Source organism: Brevundimonas aurifodinae, assembly GCF_040195595.1.
GTDB classification, from domain to species: domain Bacteria; phylum Pseudomonadota; class Alphaproteobacteria; order Caulobacterales; family Caulobacteraceae; genus Brevundimonas; species Brevundimonas aurifodinae.
The window spans coordinates 364,727-380,547 of sequence record NZ_JBEGDD010000001.1 but is presented as its reverse complement, the minus strand read 5'-3'; the positions used below and the strand labels follow the sequence as shown (position 1 = coordinate 380,547).

Sequence of the window (15,821 nt, the reverse complement as noted above, 5' to 3'; positions counted from 1 at the left end):
CACTCGAGATCGCATGATGTCCACCACCCTGACGCCCGGCACCCGCCGGCCCCTGACGCCTGCGCAACTGCGGCTGCGCGCCAACTATCGCAACCTGGCGCTCTGGACGCTCCAGGGCTGGGTGGCGATGTTCTTTCTCGCGGCCGGCTACGCCAAGGTGAGCGAGCCGATGGACAATCTGATCGCCCTGATGACCTGGCCCGCCTATGCCAGCGAGAGCCTGGCGCGAGGCCTGGGCCTGGTCGAGATCGTTCTGGCGCTGGGCCTGCTCGCCCCGCTGGCGTCCTGGAGCCTCGGCCGATGGCCGCTGCTGATCTCGGCGGCGGGGTTGCTGGGCTTGCAGACGATCATGCTGACGCTCCATGCGGCGACGCTGGACCTCGGTCTGGCGCTGACCAATGCGGTCCTGCTGGCCATGACGATCCCGATCCTGCTGGGCCGCCGAAGCCCCCACTGACGCCACGAAAACGGCCACGCTTGCGCCACAGTCCTGGACAAGCGTCCTTGACAGCCGGATGACCGGCGTCGGGAGTGTTTCATGCGCCTCAGATCGCTCGCCGCGCTCTTCGCCCTGGCCGCGATGTCGTCCGGTCCGGTGCTCGCCCAGCAATCCGAGGTGGACCGGGTCGAGGACGTCATCGTCATCGCGCGTCAGGCCCAGGTGCCGATCTGGGAGGTCAGCCGGGGCGACCGGTCGCTGATCCTGGTCGGCAACATCCGCGGCCTGCCGCGCGACTTCGAATGGAGCCCGACCGGGCTGGAAGCGGCAACGGAGCGGGCCGACCGGATCCTGTACCCGCCCGAAAGCCGGGTCTCGCCGGCCGACATCATCCGGCTGGTCTGGCGGGGGCGCAGCGTCGCCACCCTGCCCGAAGGGACGACCAGCGCCGACTATCTGGAGCCGGCCGTCCAGGCGCGGCTGGAAGCCGTGATGGCCGATGAGCGCAACGAAGGCTGGCGTACGCGGGGTTTCTTCCTGCTCGGCTTTGAGTTGATGAACGACAAGGCGGGCTTTCGCCGGGGCGGGCGCGACGCCGAGGACGCCGTGCGGGCGGCGGCGCGACGGGCGCGGGTGCCGGGCGAGGCGGTGGGCTTCGTACGCGGCGACGAGATCGTGGACAATCTGCTGACCCAGCCGCCGGGCACCTATGCGCCCTGTGTCACGGCCGGGGTCGGGGCGGCGGAGGCAGGGCCGGAGGGCTTCGTCTTCCGCGCCGAGGACTGGCGGGCGCGGCGCGTGCCGGCGGTGATCGACAATCCGCTGGACACAGCACTGGGCCAGTGCTGGCCTTGGGGCGATCCGGAGATCGGGCCGCAGCTGCGCGGCCAGTGGCTGACGGCGCTGTCCGCCGCGATCGACCAGCCCGGCGTGACCCTGGCCGTCGCGCCGCTCCGGCTGCTGGCCGAGCCCGGGGGCGTGCTGGACGGCCTGGAGGCCGAGGGGTTCGAGATCGTCGGGCCCGAGTGGCGAACGGACTGATCCGTCAGACCGCCGTTCCGCCGACCGTCAGCCCGCCCATCTTCAGCGAGGGCTGGCCGATACCGACCGGGACCCCCTGCCCCGCCTTGCCGCAGACGCCGACACCGGGGTCGAATTCGAAGTCGTTGCCGACCATTTCGATCCTGGTCAGGGCCGTGGCGCCGTCGCCGATCAGGGTCGCGCCGCGCACGGGGGCGGTGATCCTTCCGTCCTCGATCAGATAGGCCTCGGTGCACTGGAAGACGAACTTGCCGTTGGCGATGTCGACCTGGCCGCCGCCGAAGTTGGCCGCGTAGAGCCCACGCCTGGTCGAGGCGATCATGTCGGCGCGCGACGCGTCGCCATTCTCCATGAAGGTGTTGGTCATGCGCGGCATGGGCATATGGGCGAAGGACTGGCGACGGCCGTTTCCGGTCGCGGCCTGGCCCATCAGCCGCGCCGACTGCCGGTCGTGCATCAGCCCGACCATGATGCCGTCCTCGATCAGCACCGTCCGGCTGGTGGGCGTGCCCTCGTCGTCCACCGTCAGGGATCCGCGCCGCCCGGCGATCGAACCGTCGTCGACGATGGTGACGCCCGGCGCGGCCACCCGCTTGCCCATCATGCCGGTGAAGACCGACGAGCCCTTTCGGTGAAAGTCGCCCTCGAAGCCGTGGCCGATCGCCTCGTGCAGCAGGACCCCGGGCCAGCCGGCGGCCAGCACCACGTCCATCTCTCCGGCCGGGCAGTCGACGGCGTCGAGGTTGACCAGGGCCTGGCGGATGGCCTCGTCGACCTGGGCCTGCCAGCGGGCGGGGGCGATCCAGGTCTCGAAACCGGCCCGGCCACCCGCCCCGGTCGAGGCGCTCTCGCGACGGCCGTCGCGCTCGACGGTGACCGAGATGTTGAGGCGCACCAGAGGCCGCACGTCACGCACGGTCAGGGCGTCGGCCCGAAGGATCTCGACGGCCCGGCGCTCGCCCACCAGGGTCGCCGAGACCTGGACGACGCGCGGATCGCGGGCGCGGGCGAAAGCGTCGATCTCCTGCAACAGGGCGATCTTGTCGGAGAAGGCGGGCGAGGCGAGCGGATCGACAGGCTCGTAAAGCCGCTGGTTGGTGGCCCGGGGCCCCTCGGCGGCGACGCCGGCATGGCTGGACTTGGCCAGGGCCGAGGCGTCGGCGGCGCGGCGGAAGGCGGCGGCGCTGATTTCATTGGCGTGGGCGTAGCCGGCGGTCTCTCCGGCGACGACGCGCAGGCCGAAGCCCTCGTTGGCGTCATAGGCGGCGGACTTCAGCCGCCCGTCGTCGAAGACGAGCGATTCCAGCTCGGAGCGTTCCAGGAACAGCTCCCCGTCGTCGGCGCCGTGCAGCGCGGCCTGGAGGATGGAGAGGGCTTCTGACGGATCGACGCCGGAAGTTTCGAGCAGGGGCGGCGGGGGAACGTGGACGGTCATGGAGCGAAGATAGGGAGGCGGAGGGTCGGCGTCACTACGTCAGGTCCCTTCTCCCCTCGTGGGAGAAGGAGCAGCGCGTCAGTCCGCACCCTCGATGGCGTCGATGTCGTCGTCGTCGAGGCCCAGGTGGTGGCCGATCTCGTGGATCAGGACGTGGGCGATGATCTCATACAGGCCCACGTCGCCCCGCTCGCACCATTCGTCCAGGATGGGGCGGCGATACAGGAAGACGCGGCTGGGCTCCCGCGCCGGCCCCATGGCGTCGCGGTCGCCGATCGGGTGACCCTGATACAGACCCGTCAGCTCGAACGGATCTTCCATGCCGAACGCGGCCAGGGTCTCGTCGTCGGGAAAGTCGTCGACGCGGATGACGACCTCCCCCGCCGCCGCCCGGAACGGTTCGGGCAGGGCGTCGAAGGCCCGTCGGGCCAGCCGGGCGAAGTCGTCGAGCGAGGGGGCGACGGGGTCGGTGTCTGTCATGGGCGGGATATCGACGGCTCCCGCCCGCCCCGCAAGCCTTACCCCCGCCTTGTCCGCCTGCCGGACAAGGCCGTCAGGCGCGCGCCCAGACGCCGAACGGATCGGACCATGCAAGCCCCATGGCTTCGGCCACCGCCGGATAGGTGATCTCGCCGCGCAGGACGTTCAGCCCCCGCGCCAGATGCGGGTCCTTCCTCAGCGCCTCCAGCCCGTGGTCGGCCAAAGCCAGGCCGAACGGCAGGGTTGCGTTGTTCAGCGCCTCGGAGCTGGTCCGCGGCGCGGCGCCCGGCATGTTGGCGACGCAGTAATGCACCACCCCGTCGACGGTATAGGTCGGGTCCTCGTGGGTCGTGGCGTGGCTGGTCTCGAAACAGCCGCCCTGGTCGATGGCGACGTCGACCAGCACCGAACCCGGCTTCATCCGCTTCAGGTGCGCCTTCTTGATCAGCTTGGGGGCCTCGGCGCCGGGCACCAGGACCGCGCCGATGACCACGTCGGCCTTGACCACCTCCTCGTCGATCGCGCCGATCGAGGAATAGCGGGTGATGACCCGGCCGCTGGTGACCTCGTCGATCCAGGCCATCCGAGGGATGGACCGCTCCAGCACCACCACCTCGGCGCCCAGCCCCATGGCCATGCGCGCGGCGTTCAGCCCCACGACCCCGCCCCCCAGGACCAGCACCCGCGCGGGCGCCACGCCCGGCACGCCGCAGAACAGCAGGCCCATGCCGCCGTTGTGCTTCAGCAGGGTCTCGGCCGCGGAGAAGACCGCGATCCGCCCCGCGACCTCGGACATGGGGGCCAGCAGCGGCAGGCCGCCCCGCGCGTCGGTCACCGTCTCATAGGCGATCGCGGCGCATTTCGACGCCATCAGGCCCTTCGTCTGCTCCGGATCGGGGGCCAGGTGCAGATAGGTGTAGAGGATCTGGTCCTCGCGCAGCATCTCCCACTCGACCTTCTGCGGCTCCTTGACCTTCACGATCATGTCCGAGGTCGCGAACACCGTCGGGGCGTCGGCGACGATCGCGGCCCCCGCCCGGATGTAGTCGTCGTCGGTGAAGCCCGCCCCCAGGCCCGCGCCCGTCTGCACCCCGACCGTGTGGCCGTGGGCGACGTACTCCCGGACCGCCGTGGGCGTCAGACCGACGCGATGTTCGTTCTTCTTGATCTCTCTCGGGACGCCGACGCGCATGGGGTTTCCTCGCCTCTCTCAGGGTTTGGCGGGAAAATAGCGCCGGGCGGATCGCAGGTTCCTGTTCTTTTCCGCGAGTGATCGGCGTAAAGTCGCAGAATCCTGCATCCGGACCGTCCATGAAGACCGTTTCCGCCGTCGCCTTGGACGCCACCGACAGAAAGATGCTTCGCCTGCTCCAGGTCGACGGCCGCATGACCAACGCGGACCTGGCCAAACAGGTCGCCCTGTCCGAGAGCGCCTGCCTGCGCCGCCTCCGGGCCCTCGAAGGAGCCGGCGTCATCAGCCGCTATGCCGCCGTCATCAACGAGCGTGCCGTGGGCCTGCCGATCAGCGTCTTCGTCACCGTGACCCTGTCGTCCCAGGCCGAGAGCGCCCTGACCGCGTTCGAGACCGCCATCGCCGGCGTGCCCGAGGTGGTCGAATGCTATCTGATGACCGGCGGCTCGGACTATCTGCTGCGGCTGGTGGTGCGCGACGTCGACGACCTGGAGCGGGTTCATGCCCGCGCCCTGACCACCATCCCCGGCGTGACGCGGGTGTCTTCCAGCGTGGCGATGCGCACGGTGGTCAAGCGCGGGGCCCTGCCGGTGTGAGGCCGAGCGGCCGGTCTTAACGCCCTGACAACCCTGCTTCTCAAGCTCGCGGAAACCGTGCCTGGTGAACCGACCTTAGCGGTTGGCGTGCATGATCTCCTCAACTTCGAGGAGCTGTCATGGTCCGCAAAAGGCGACCAGGAAAATTCGAGGCGATCGTTCTCGCGTCGGCGCTGGGCGTCGCCTGCGGGGCGACGGCCGCCGTGGCCCAGACGGCCTCCGCGCCCGGTGCCGTCATGCCTCTGGGCCGCGCCGCGCCGGCGCCCGAGGGTTTCCTCGACCTGTGCGAGCGGGCTCCCGACCAGTGCCCGTCCATCGGCCCCGTCCCCGATGGCCGCGCGCTTCGCGCCGAGGCCAACCGCCGCTTCTGGCAGGCTGCCGTCCCCCGGCGAGCGGGTCCCGCCGCGATCTCTCCTGCCGCCTTCACGGTCGCCCCGCCTGCGGTGGTCGACTTCAGGCTGGTCCTGCCCGTGCCCCGCCTCTACCCCCTGGACGCGGCGCTGCCGCTCGACGCCCCTTCGCCTGAGACAGCGCCCGCCCTGGACGGCGCGCCGTCGGTCGAGATGGTCGCCACGACAGCGGTCGAGGTGGCAGGCTCCGCGATGTCCCCCGAAGCCGCCGCAGCCGGGGATGCGATTACGATCTCCCCCGACCTCGCTCTGGCCGCCCCCCCGGTCGCCGAGGTCGCTCCCGCCACCTTCGCCCTGGATCGCGCCGGATGGCGGCTCGTCAACGGCGTCAACCGCCGCATGAACCGGGGCATCCGCAACGCCTCCGACGCGCGGCTGTATGGCCGCGAGGATCACTGGACACTCCCGACCGGCGACCAGGCCCAGGGCGACTGCGAAGACTATGTCCTGGCCAAGCGCGCAGGCCTGATCGCGGCCGGCGTGCCGGCCGAGGCCCTGTCGATCGCCATTGTCGAGACCGCATGGGGCGAGAGCCACGCCGTCCTGCTGCTGGCTTCCGACCAGGGCGAATATGTGCTCGACAGTCTGTCGCCGTGGGTCTCGCGCTGGGATCGCGTCAACTATCGCTGGCGCGAGCGCCAGGCCCCGGGTCGGCCGTTTGACTGGGTCAGCGTCGCCCTCTAGTGCGGACCTCGCGATCCGGGGAACGCCGTCGATGCCGAAATCCGCGCTTGTCCGTCACGGGCCCGCCGTCGCCTTGGGGGTGTTCACGGTGGCCGGGGGCCTCGCGCTCGCGGCGCCCCTGACCTGGCCGGGGTCTTGGGTGGCCGACCTGCCGCGCCTGGCGTCCGTCAGCGAGGCCCGCGCCGCCAGGGCCGCGACCGCGACGCCGGTCGATCTGCCGGAGATCCGCGCACAGACCCTCGCCGTGCTCGCCGAACGACCGCTGGACTCGGTCGCCTGGGCCCGGCTCGCCTGGATCGCCGCCGAACAGGACGACATGGAGGCCGCGCGCGACGCCCTGGACCGGAGTTATGTCGCCGCCCCCTATGGCCCCGAGGTCACGGCCTGGCGGCTGCGGTTCGCTTTCGACCTGTGGGGGCGACTGACGCCGGATCTGCGCCGCCAGGTTCTGGCCGAGCTGCGCATGACCGCCGCGACCCGGCCGGCCATCGTCGAAACCGTTCGAGACCAGGTCCGCGATCCCGCGGGCCGGTGGGCCCTTGATCTCATGGTTCCCGAGCCGCTCTAGACGCCACACGCGGTCCCGGCCTTCGGGCGAGGGTTGCGAATGGGCCACAGCACAGCCCTTCCGCGCGGCGCTCGCCGATTTCACATACCTATGTATTTTGTTTGAAGGGTTACCCGTGTATTAAAGCGCCTGGATTAGGGGATCTAGCCATGTTCAAGACCAAGCTCATCGCGTTCGCATGCCATGCCGCGCTTGCCGGTCTGGCGCTGGCTGCCGCGCCCATCGCCGCGTCCGCGGCCGTGTCGGCGGCCCAGGACACCGTCGAAGCCGCCACGGCCATCGTCGAGGCCGCCATCGTTCAGGCCCAGAATGAAGCCGCCGCCGCCGGCCTGACGGGCGACGCGGCCGCCGCCTACATTCAGAGCGCGATCGCGACGGCTCTCGCCGCCAACGGCATCAGCCCGGCCGTCGGGCTTCAGGCCGTCTCCAACGCCCAGGCTTCGCTGGCGGCGTCCGGCCAGCTGTCGCCTGCGGCTGCGTCGGCGGTGTCGTCCATCCAGAGCAGCGCGAACTCGGGCACCAGCGGCGCGCCGGCCTCGGGTGGCCAGAGCGGTGGGGCTCCGATCGGAGCGTCCGGTTCGGCGGGCGGCGGTGGCGGCGGTGGCTCGGACTATCGTCCGGCGACCTAGACCGCCTTTCTCTTTTTTTTGACGTGAAGCGGCGCTCCGAAGGAGCGACGGGGGAACCATGCCGACACGCACAAGCCGCCTCGCCCTGTTCGTCTCGCTGGTGGCATGGGCCTCTGCCGGCGTGGCGCAGAGCCAATCGACATCGAGCTCGATCAGCGCCGCCCAGTCTCAGTCCGGCGATATGTTCGCGCGCGATCGCAGCGTCGCCGTGACCGCGCGGCCTCGACCGGGCTATGAGGCGCTCGGCCTGTCGGCCGGGACCTTCGGCGTCTTTCCGTCATTGCAGATCGACGCCGAGCACAATGACAACGTCTTCGCCGTCGCCACGGGGGCGGACAGCGACTGGATCGTGCGGCTGAAGCCGGAGGTCCAGATCGAGTCCGGCTGGTCGCGCCACTCCCTCGCGGCCTACGCCAGGGCGAACATCAGCCGGTACCAGGATTTCGACGCCGAGAATTTCGAGGACTGGAGCGTGGGCGCGTCCGGTCGGCTCGACATCACCCGGGCCGCCAACATCGCCGCCGGCTACGACTACGCCTCGGTCACCGAGCCGCGCACATCCTCCAACGCCCCGGCCTCCACGCGGGAACCGGTCAGCTACGCGCTGGATTCGGCCTTTCTCGCCGCGTCCCGCGTCAGCGGGCGGATCAAGCTCTCGGCGCGCGGCGATGTCCGGACGTTTGACTATGAGGACGCGGTCACCCTCGGCGGCACGGTCATCGACCAGGACAACCGCGACCGCACGATCACCAGCCTGACCGGCCGCGCCGATGTGGCGCTCAGCCCCGCCACGGCCTTGTTCGTCCAGGCGACCACCAACACCCGCGATTACGACACCGCCACCTCGGTTCTTCTGCCCGCGCGCGATTCCGACGGGTACGAGCTGCTGGCGGGCGCCAACTTCGAGGTCGGTGCCGTCACCCGGGGCGAGATCGCGGTCGGCTACATCAGCCAGGAGTTCGACGCGGCGGTCTACGACAAGATCGACGGCTTCGGTGCCCGGGCTCAGCTCGAATGGTTTCCCACCCAGCTGACGACCGTGACGGGGTATGCGTCGCGCACGATCGAGGACTCCGGCATCGCCGGCTCGGGCGGCTATCTGTCGTCGTCGGCGGGCGTGAGGATCGACCACGAGCTGCGCCGCAATGTGTTGCTCAACGCCAATGCCTCGCTGTCGCGCGACGATTACGAGGGCATCGCCCGTGAGGACGACCGGCTGCAGGTCTCGGTCGGTGGAACCTATCTCCTGAACCGCAACCTGGGGATCAGCGTCTCGGCCAGCCACTTCGAGCAGACCTCCTCGGGCCTGGCGGCCGGGTCGGAGTTCGACGTCAATCGCCTGACGGCGACCCTCGTTGCCCAGTTCTAGACGGATCTCTCCGTCCCAGGTGCGTTGCCTTCCATGCTGAACTCCGTTTCCGAGCCGCGCTCCTACGCTTCCCAAGGCGGGCCATCCGACAGCGACGAGGGTCGCGGTGATGGCGTGGACCTGCACCGACTGATCGCGCTGTTCCGGCGCCGCCTGCCGCTCTTCCTGGCGGTGGCCCTGATCGTGATGGTGGGGTCGGTCATCTCGACGGTCCGGGCGACGCCGCTCTATACGGCGACGTCCAGCCTGACGATCAACACGCGCGAACAGAACGTCGTCTCCGCCGAGGCCGTGCTCTCGGGCCTGTCGGCCGAGAACAGCGTGGTCGACACCGAAATCGAGATCCTGAAGTCGCGCCAGCTGGCCCAGCGGGTGGTCGAGGCCCTGAATCTGGAGGAGGATCCGGAGTTCAACCCGGCCCTCGCCGAGCCGGGAGCGATCCAGGCCGTGGTGGGCGGCATCGCCACCCTGTTCGGCGCCGCGGCCCCCGATGCGGCCCGGGCCCAGCTGTCGGCGGTCGAGGCCCAGAAAGAGAAGGAAAAGGTCGTCGACAATGTGCTCAAGCGCCTGTCGGTGCGCCGGGCGGGCCTGACCTATGTGATGAACGTCGGCTTCACCTCCGACAACCCGGCCAAGGCCGCGCGCATCGCCAACACCTATGCCGAACGTTATCTGCTCGAGCAGCTCGAGGCCAAGTTCGACGCCACGCGTCAGGCGAACTCCTGGCTCAACGTCCGACTGACGGAGTTGCGCACCGAGGTGCAGCAGGCCGAGGCCGCGGTCGAACAGTACCGCACCGCCAACAACCTGCTCAGCGCCTCCGGCGCCACCCTGACCGAGCAGGAGATCTCGACCTACAACCAGCAGCTGGCGACGGTGCGGGCCACCCAGGCCGAGGCCGAGGCCCGGCTGCGCACGGCCCGCGCCCAGCTGGCGGCGGGCTCCAACGGCGAGGACGTGGGCGAGGCCCTGGGCTCCCAGGTGGTCCAGCAACTGCGCTCGCGCCGCGCCGAGGTCTCGGGCCGGGTCGCCGACCTGTCCAGCCGCTATGGCCCGCGTCACCCCGACATGCTGCGCGCCGAACGCGAGCTCGCCGACATCGACGCCCAGATCCAGGCCGAGATCCGCCGCATCATCTCCAACCTCGAGGCCCAGGTGCAGGTCGCGCGCGAGCGCACGGGCTCGATGGCCGGAAGCCTGGGCTCGGCGCGCGGAACCCTGGCCGCCAACAATGCCGCCGGCGTCCGGCTGAACGAACTGTCTCGCAATGCCGAGTCGGTCCGGACCCTGTACCAGAGCTTCCTCAACCGCTTCCAGGAAACCAGCAGCACCGAAGGCCTTCAGGAATCCGACGCCCGCATCGTGTCCCCCGCGGCGATTCCTCTCAGGCCCAGCTCGCCGAACGTGCCGCTCAATCTGACGATGGGTCTGGCCCTGGCCATGGCCGCCGGTCTCGCCGCCGTGGTTCTGGCCGTCATGCTGGACACCGGCGTGATCACGGCCGAGGACGTCGAGCACAAGTTCGGCCTGCCGCACCTGGGCTCCGTGCCTCTGCTGGCCTCGGTGGCCGCCCCCGAAGACCGGGACGAGACGCCGGCCGACTATGTGGTCAAGAGACCCCTGGCCAGCTTCACCGAATCCGTCCGGGCCATGCGGGCCTCGATCCTGTTCTCGCGCATCGGGCACGACATCCGCGTCATCACCCTGACCTCGGCCCTGCCGGGCGAAGGCAAGACCACTTCCGCCCTGTGCCTGGCGCGCGTCGCGGCCCAGTCGGGCCTGCGGGTGGTCCTCGTCGACTGCGACCTGCGTCGGCGCAACGTCAACCGCCTGCTGGGTTTCGAGCCCGTAGCGGGGCTGGTCGAGGTGCTGAACCGCGCCGTGCCGCTGGAACGGGCCATGATGCTGGACGAGCCCTCCGGGGCCCACATCCTGCCTCTGGCGAAGAACAGCTTCACCCCGCGCGACGTGTTCGGCTCGGCGGCGATGGACGAGCTCATGGCTCAACTTCGCCGCGACTTCGATCTGGTGATCCTCGACACCGCGCCGGTCCTCGCCGTGTCGGACACGCGACTGGTCGCCGCCAAGGCCGACGCGGTCGTCTTCCTGGCCCGCTGGCGCAAGACGCCCGAGAAGGCCATCGCCGCGGCGCTGAAGATTCTGGAACAGTCCGGGGCCCACGTCGCCGGTGTCGGCCTGACCCAGGTCGATATGAAGGCCCAGGCGCGCTACGGCTACGGTGACGCCGGCTACTACTACGCCGACTACAAGAAATACTACTCGGCCTGATGCGATGAGTTCGACCGCGCTCGCGAGCCCTCGAGAGCGAAGAACCACGGCCTTCGCGGGCCGTCGGGGGCCCGAACGGCGACCCTCGATCACGGCGATGGCGGGACTGGCCGCCGCGCCGGCGCTTCTGACGGTGGCGCATCTCCTGTTCGGCGCCAATCAGCCGGCGGCGGCGGCGTGGCTCACCGCGGCCCTGGGTCTCGCCCTTCTGATCGCGCTGGCCACGCCCCTCCGGCGATCGCTCGACGCCCTGGGCGGCGCGGCCGTTCCTGCGGTCCTGTTCGGTGTCGTCATCGCGACGGCGCTCTGGAGCCTGACGCCCTGGGGACCGGGCGGGGCCCAGCCGGCCTGGAGCTGGGCGGGTGTCGCGCCCGGCTCCCTGACCATCGATCGCAGCGCGACCCAGCTTGAGATCGTCAAGCTTCTGGGCCTGGCCTGCGCCTTCGGCCTCGGGGCGTTGCAGGGCGTCCGGCGCGACCGGGCCCAGGCCACGGTCGAGGCGATCGTCTGGATCGGCGGGGCCTATGCCGCCATTTCGCTGATCAGCTTCCTTTCCGGAGCCCAGGTCGCCACCGGCGATCGGCTGACGGGCGGCTTTCTCAGCGCCAACAGCGGCGGCACGGTCTTCGGCATTCTGACGGTCCTGGGCCTGGCGCTGTTCCTGCGCGCCTGGAGCCGGACCGAGGGCCTCGGCGCGACCCGGCGGATGACGGCCTCCGCGGTCTCGATCGCCTGCCTGTCCCTGACCGCCGTCTGTCTGATCCTGACCGCGTCGCGCATGGCGCTGGTGGCGACCCTGTTCGCGTCCGGCGGCCTGCTGCTGTGGACCCTGGCCACCCGCAAGCGCGACCGGGGGGCCATCGCCGTCGGGGGCGGCCTTCTGATCGCCGTGGCCGGGGTTCTGCTGGCCGGCGGCAACGACCTCCTGTGGTCTCGCCTCGCCGCGACCGAGTCCGGCATGGACGTGCGCGGTCAGTTGTTCGCCGTCCACTGGTCGGCCTTCACCGCCTCACCGGTGTTCGGCTGGGGCCTGGGCAGTTTCGACGCCGTCAACCTGCAGCGGATGACCGCCGAGACCGCGCCGCAGCTGTGGTCCATGCGGGCCACGCACAACGTCTATCTGCAGTGGCTGGAAGAGGCCGGGCTGGTCGGCGCCGCGCCGATGTTCCTGCTGATCGGTTGGATCCTCGTCGGCGCGACCCTGCGCAGCGGGGGCGGGCGGGGCCAGACGCTGATGATCGGGCTGATCTGCGCCAGTGGCGTCGTCCTGATCCACGGCCTCACCGACTTCGCTCTTCAGGTGCCGTCGATCGCGGCCTTCTGGAGCTTCCTGCTCGGCCTGCAGTACGGTTTCGGCCGGGGGAGCGGCGGATGACGGCCGGGACGGAGACCCTGCCCCAGGAGGCCTGGACCCACCGCCTCGAGCGGGCGCGCGCCCTCGCCCTGCGCGTCGCGTCAAGCCCCTGGGCCCCGGTCGGCGTCGCCCTGACCGCCTGCTTCGCCATTGTCGTCGTGGCGGGCTCGGCCCTGATCACCACCCGCCTCGCCGAGATGCGGGGCATCGCCTCTGACCCTCTGCTGACCGCCGGTTCGACGGCGGCCGGAGCCCTGCAGTCCACCGAGTTCACGCTCGCCCCCGACGCCGTGCGCCCGATCTCGATGGACGAGGCGCGGGTCTGGAACGCCTCCCTGCCGTTTTCGACCCTGCCGATTCTCGCGGCGCGGCCCTTCATCATGCCGCCCGAGAGCCTGGCCGATTACGGGCGCGCCCTCGATTGCCTGACCTCGGCGGTCTACTACGAGGCCGCCTCGGAGACCGCGCTGGGCCAGGCCGCCGTGGCCCAGGTGGTGCTGAACCGCATGCGCCATCCGGCCTTCCCCAAGACCGTCTGCGGCGTGGTCTTCCAGGGCCAGGAGCGCACCACCGGCTGCCAGTTCAGCTTCACCTGCGACGGCGCCCTGGGCCGGCGTCCGTCCGATGCCGGCTGGGCCCGGGCCCGCGCGGTGGCCTCGGCGGCCCTGAACGGCCACGTCACGCCCGAGGTCGGGATGGCGACCCATTATCACACCGACTGGGTCGCGCCCTTCTGGGCCGCGCGGCTGGTCAAGATGCGCCAGATCGACACCCATATCTTCTATCGCTGGACCGGCGGATGGGGCCTGCCTGCTGCGTTCACCGGGGCCCATGCCGGGGCCGAGCCGATCATCACAAAGCTCGCGGCCGTGGCGACCTTCGTCGAGGATCTGACGGTGCCGGTGGTCGAGGACGACCTGTCGTCGGACCTGTCGATCACCCCCATGGTCGACCTGGCCCCGCCGATCGTGGTCGCATCCGTCGAGGACGATGCGGGCGGCCCGACCCAGATCGCGGCCCCGCCGCCGGTCGAGGTCGTGGCCGCCCCGCCACCCCCGCCGCCTGTTCTGGCCAGCCCGCTGGACGCCGGGCGCGGCGTGACACCTCAGCGCCGGGCGCGTATCGCTGTGCCTCGCTGACGCCGGTTCCGCGGCGTCGACACGGAGACCCTCCGATGACCCGCATCGCATCGCCCGCGCTGGCCCTCGTTGGCCTGCTTTTCGCGACCGCCGCGCCCGTCGCCGCCCAGGACAGCGTGGATCGCCTTCTGCGAACTCCGACCGCCACACCCCCGGCCGCCGAGGCCCCGGTCAATGACGGCGAGGCCGACATCCAGGCCACGGACGACCAGCAGGACCCCGAGGAACTGCGCGTCACCCGGGCTCTGAACGCCGAGATCACCGCCCGCAACGAACTCGCCGCCGCCCAGGAACGCGCGGAGCAGGCCGCGTTCGAGGCCGAACGCGCCAGGCATGAGGCCGAGGCCGCCGAAATCCTGCGTCAGCGTCTGGCCTGGGAGGAGAGCGTGCGCGCCGCCGATGAGGCCCGGCGTCGCTGGGACGCCGATCGGGCCCGCTGGGAGGCCGACACACGCGCCTGTCAGGACGGGGATCGCAGCCGCTGCGCCCGGCCGAACTGACGCCCTCGCCGCGTAACCCCGGCGCTCGCCGCCGCGTAGTCGCGTGAAAGGCCGGTTTGCGGGCGCGCGTCGCCTGTGAGACCGTCTGGTCTGCTCGAGGGGGATGCGGATGACCGATGGCGTGATCGAGACGACGACCCCGCCGGGCGCGGACCCGGCGCCGGATCGTCACGCGGATCGACCGCTACCCGGCGGCCGCGTCGACACCTACCGCCACCCGCCCCTGGTGCGCATCAGTCACTGGCTGAACGTCACCGCCGTGGTCGTGCTGATCATGAGCGGCCTCAACATTCTGCTGGCCCACCCGCACCTGGACTGGGGCACCGACACCAACTTCGGCAACCATTGGCTGGACATTCCGCCGATCCCCAACTGGCTGCTGCTGCCTCAGGGGCGCAACCTGGCCGAGGCGCGTCACTGGCATTTCTTCTTCGCCTGGGTCTTCGTCATCAACGGCCTGATCTATCTGGCCTATGGCTTCATCAGCCGCCGCTTCAACGGCCGGCTGTGGCCCAGCCGGGCGGACCTCGCCGGCTTCTGGCCCTCGGTGAAGGAACACGCCCGCTTCCACTTCCCCAAGGACGAGGAGGCGCGGAACTACAACGTCATCCAGAAGCTGACCTATGTCTTCATGATCCTGGTCGTCCTGCCGATGATGCTGATCACCGGCCTGTCGATGTCGCCGGGGTTCAATGCCGTGGGCGGGTTCCTCCTGGACATCATGGGGGGGCGGCAATCGGCGCGCACGCTGCACTTCATCTCCGGCGCCCTGATCGTCGGCTTCATCGTCGTCCATGTCGGGCTCGTGGTCTGGACCGGCTTCGTCAACAACATGCGGGCCATGATCACCGGCTGGTTCGTGCTGGAGCCCTCAGCCCCGGCCAACGACGATCACAAGGGAGACGCGTCATGACCGGCACCGCCCATCCGCAGACGCCGCTCAGCCGCCGCTCCTGGCTGGCTCGGGCCGGGGCCGCCGTCGGCGTGATGACCCTGGCCGCCTGCCAGCGCGGCCAGACGATCAGCGAGAGCCTGCGCGTCTCGGCCGAGGCCCTGACGCGGCGCTCCCAGCGGCTGTTGATCCCGCGCGAGGCCCTGGCCCCGGAATACCAGCCCAGCCAGATCTCGCCCTTCTTCAAGCCCAACGGCTCGATCGATCCGGCGGCCTCGGACTATGTGGCGCTGAAGGACGGGGGGTTCGCCGACTATCGCCTGATGATCGACGGCCTGGTGGAGCAGCCGCTCAGCCTGTCGCTGGCCGACCTGCGCGAACGCCCCGCCCGCACCCAGATCACCAAGCACGATTGCGTCGAGGGCTGGACCGCGATCGGACAGTGGACCGGCGTGCGGCTGGAGACCCTGCTGGAAGAGGCGGGGCTCATGCCCGAGGCCCGCTACATCGTCTTCCACTGCTTCGACGCCCTGACCCAGACCGAAGAAGGGCCGCGCTACTACGAGAGCATCGACCTGGTCGACGCCATGCACCCCCAGACCATCCTCGCCTACGACATGAACGGCCAGACGCTGGGGGTGCCCAATGGGGCCCCGCTGAGGCTCCGGGTCGAGCGGCAGCTGGGCTACAAACAGGCCAAATACATCCGCCGGATCGAGGCGGTCGACAGCTTCGAGGCCATGCCGGGCCCGCGTGGTGGCTACTGGCCCGATCGCGGCTATGAGTGGTACGCGGGCATCTGAG

General features: G+C 70.4%; 16 protein-coding genes. 13 read left to right on the top strand and 3 right to left on the bottom strand.

What is annotated here, in order from left to right; genetic code table 11:
- Nucleotides 1-13: 13 nt before the first annotated feature.
- The gene (locus tag ABN401_RS01935) at nt 14-457 is read left to right on the top strand and encodes a DoxX family protein (RefSeq protein WP_349683127.1); all 444 of its coding nucleotides are present in this window, start codon (nt 14-16) and stop codon (nt 455-457) included.
- An 81-nt stretch (nt 458-538) separates the two neighbouring features.
- Nucleotides 539-1,480, top strand: coding sequence for a TraB/GumN family protein (locus tag ABN401_RS01930; RefSeq protein WP_349683126.1), 942 nt, complete (start codon nt 539-541; stop codon nt 1,478-1,480).
- A gap of 4 nt (nt 1,481-1,484) precedes the next feature.
- Here ABN401_RS01930 and tldD read toward each other — a convergent pair whose 3' ends face one another.
- The 3 genes from tldD to ald all read right to left on the bottom strand — a co-directional run bounded on the left by tldD (nt 1,485) and on the right by ald (nt 4,587).
- Nucleotides 1,485-2,915, bottom strand: a complete 1,431-nt coding sequence (gene tldD / locus ABN401_RS01925; protein ID WP_349683125.1) for a metalloprotease TldD — start codon at nt 2,913-2,915, stop codon at nt 1,485-1,487.
- A gap of 78 nt (nt 2,916-2,993) precedes the next feature.
- Nucleotides 2,994-3,395: a metallopeptidase family protein gene (locus tag ABN401_RS01920; protein ID WP_349683124.1), complete on the bottom strand. Its 402-nt coding sequence runs from the start codon at nt 3,393-3,395 to the stop codon at nt 2,994-2,996.
- 73 nt (nt 3,396-3,468) lie between these two features.
- Complete coding sequence (gene ald, locus ABN401_RS01915; RefSeq protein ID WP_349683123.1) at nt 3,469-4,587, bottom strand: alanine dehydrogenase; 1,119 nt, start codon at nt 4,585-4,587, stop codon at nt 3,469-3,471.
- Nucleotides 4,588-4,706: 119 nt separating this feature from the next.
- Between ald and ABN401_RS01910 the strand changes: the two genes are divergently transcribed.
- The 11 genes from ABN401_RS01910 to ABN401_RS01860 all read left to right on the top strand — a co-directional run bounded on the left by ABN401_RS01910 (nt 4,707) and on the right by ABN401_RS01860 (nt 15,820).
- Nucleotides 4,707-5,183, top strand: a complete 477-nt coding sequence (locus tag ABN401_RS01910; protein ID WP_349683122.1) for an Lrp/AsnC family transcriptional regulator — start codon at nt 4,707-4,709, stop codon at nt 5,181-5,183.
- Between the two features lie 119 nt (nt 5,184-5,302).
- Nucleotides 5,303-6,277: a transglutaminase-like cysteine peptidase gene (locus ABN401_RS01905; protein ID WP_349683121.1), complete on the top strand. Its 975-nt coding sequence runs from the start codon at nt 5,303-5,305 to the stop codon at nt 6,275-6,277.
- Between the two features lie 31 nt (nt 6,278-6,308).
- The gene (locus ABN401_RS01900; protein WP_349683120.1) at nt 6,309-6,845 is read left to right on the top strand and encodes a hypothetical protein; all 537 of its coding nucleotides are present in this window, start codon (nt 6,309-6,311) and stop codon (nt 6,843-6,845) included.
- A 149-nt stretch (nt 6,846-6,994) separates the two neighbouring features.
- Nucleotides 6,995-7,474, top strand: coding sequence for a hypothetical protein (locus tag ABN401_RS01895; protein WP_349683119.1), 480 nt, complete (start codon nt 6,995-6,997; stop codon nt 7,472-7,474).
- 58 nt (nt 7,475-7,532) lie between these two features.
- Nucleotides 7,533-8,843 carry an outer membrane beta-barrel protein gene (locus tag ABN401_RS01890; protein ID WP_349683118.1) on the top strand — a complete coding sequence of 437 codons (1,311 nt, stop codon included), beginning with the start codon at nt 7,533-7,535 and terminating at the stop codon, nt 8,841-8,843.
- Between the two features lie 114 nt (nt 8,844-8,957).
- Nucleotides 8,958-11,132 carry a GumC family protein gene (locus ABN401_RS01885; RefSeq protein WP_349683117.1) on the top strand — a complete coding sequence of 725 codons (2,175 nt, stop codon included), beginning with the start codon at nt 8,958-8,960 and terminating at the stop codon, nt 11,130-11,132.
- A gap of 97 nt (nt 11,133-11,229) precedes the next feature.
- Complete coding sequence (locus ABN401_RS01880) at nt 11,230-12,507, top strand: O-antigen ligase family protein (protein ID WP_349683116.1); 1,278 nt, start codon at nt 11,230-11,232, stop codon at nt 12,505-12,507.
- Nucleotides 12,504-13,625, top strand: coding sequence for a cell wall hydrolase (locus tag ABN401_RS01875; protein WP_349683115.1), 1,122 nt, complete (start codon nt 12,504-12,506; stop codon nt 13,623-13,625). Before ABN401_RS01880 ends, ABN401_RS01875 begins: the two co-directional genes overlap by 4 nt.
- Before the next feature lie 35 nt (nt 13,626-13,660).
- Nucleotides 13,661-14,125: a cell wall hydrolase gene (locus ABN401_RS01870; protein ID WP_349683114.1), complete on the top strand. Its 465-nt coding sequence runs from the start codon at nt 13,661-13,663 to the stop codon at nt 14,123-14,125.
- Between the two features lie 109 nt (nt 14,126-14,234).
- On the top strand, nt 14,235-15,038 hold the full coding sequence (locus tag ABN401_RS01865) for a cytochrome b/b6 domain-containing protein (RefSeq protein WP_349683113.1): 804 nt from the start codon (nt 14,235-14,237) through the stop codon (nt 15,036-15,038).
- Complete coding sequence (locus ABN401_RS01860; protein ID WP_349683112.1) at nt 15,035-15,820, top strand: molybdopterin-dependent oxidoreductase; 786 nt, start codon at nt 15,035-15,037, stop codon at nt 15,818-15,820. Before ABN401_RS01865 ends, ABN401_RS01860 begins: the two co-directional genes overlap by 4 nt.
- Nucleotide 15,821: the final 1 nt, after the last annotated feature.

Coding starts and splice junctions, on each gene's coding strand:
- ABN401_RS01935 (WP_349683127.1), top strand. CDS start 14: ATGATGTCCACCACCCTGACGCCCGGCACCCGCCGGCCCCTGACGCCT.
- ABN401_RS01930 (WP_349683126.1), top strand. CDS start 539: ATGCGCCTCAGATCGCTCGCCGCGCTCTTCGCCCTGGCCGCGATGTCG.
- tldD (WP_349683125.1), bottom strand. CDS start 2,915: ATGACCGTCCACGTTCCCCCGCCGCCCCTGCTCGAAACTTCCGGCGTC.
- ABN401_RS01920 (WP_349683124.1), bottom strand. CDS start 3,395: ATGACAGACACCGACCCCGTCGCCCCCTCGCTCGACGACTTCGCCCGG.
- ald (WP_349683123.1), bottom strand. CDS start 4,587: ATGCGCGTCGGCGTCCCGAGAGAGATCAAGAAGAACGAACATCGCGTC.
- ABN401_RS01910 (WP_349683122.1), top strand. CDS start 4,707: ATGAAGACCGTTTCCGCCGTCGCCTTGGACGCCACCGACAGAAAGATG.
- ABN401_RS01905 (WP_349683121.1), top strand. CDS start 5,303: ATGGTCCGCAAAAGGCGACCAGGAAAATTCGAGGCGATCGTTCTCGCG.
- ABN401_RS01900 (WP_349683120.1), top strand. CDS start 6,309: ATGCCGAAATCCGCGCTTGTCCGTCACGGGCCCGCCGTCGCCTTGGGG.
- ABN401_RS01895 (WP_349683119.1), top strand. CDS start 6,995: ATGTTCAAGACCAAGCTCATCGCGTTCGCATGCCATGCCGCGCTTGCC.
- ABN401_RS01890 (WP_349683118.1), top strand. CDS start 7,533: ATGCCGACACGCACAAGCCGCCTCGCCCTGTTCGTCTCGCTGGTGGCA.
- ABN401_RS01880 (WP_349683116.1), top strand. CDS start 11,230: ATGGCGGGACTGGCCGCCGCGCCGGCGCTTCTGACGGTGGCGCATCTC.
- ABN401_RS01875 (WP_349683115.1), top strand. CDS start 12,504: ATGACGGCCGGGACGGAGACCCTGCCCCAGGAGGCCTGGACCCACCGC.
- ABN401_RS01870 (WP_349683114.1), top strand. CDS start 13,661: ATGACCCGCATCGCATCGCCCGCGCTGGCCCTCGTTGGCCTGCTTTTC.
- ABN401_RS01865 (WP_349683113.1), top strand. CDS start 14,235: ATGACCGATGGCGTGATCGAGACGACGACCCCGCCGGGCGCGGACCCG.
- ABN401_RS01860 (WP_349683112.1), top strand. CDS start 15,035: ATGACCGGCACCGCCCATCCGCAGACGCCGCTCAGCCGCCGCTCCTGG.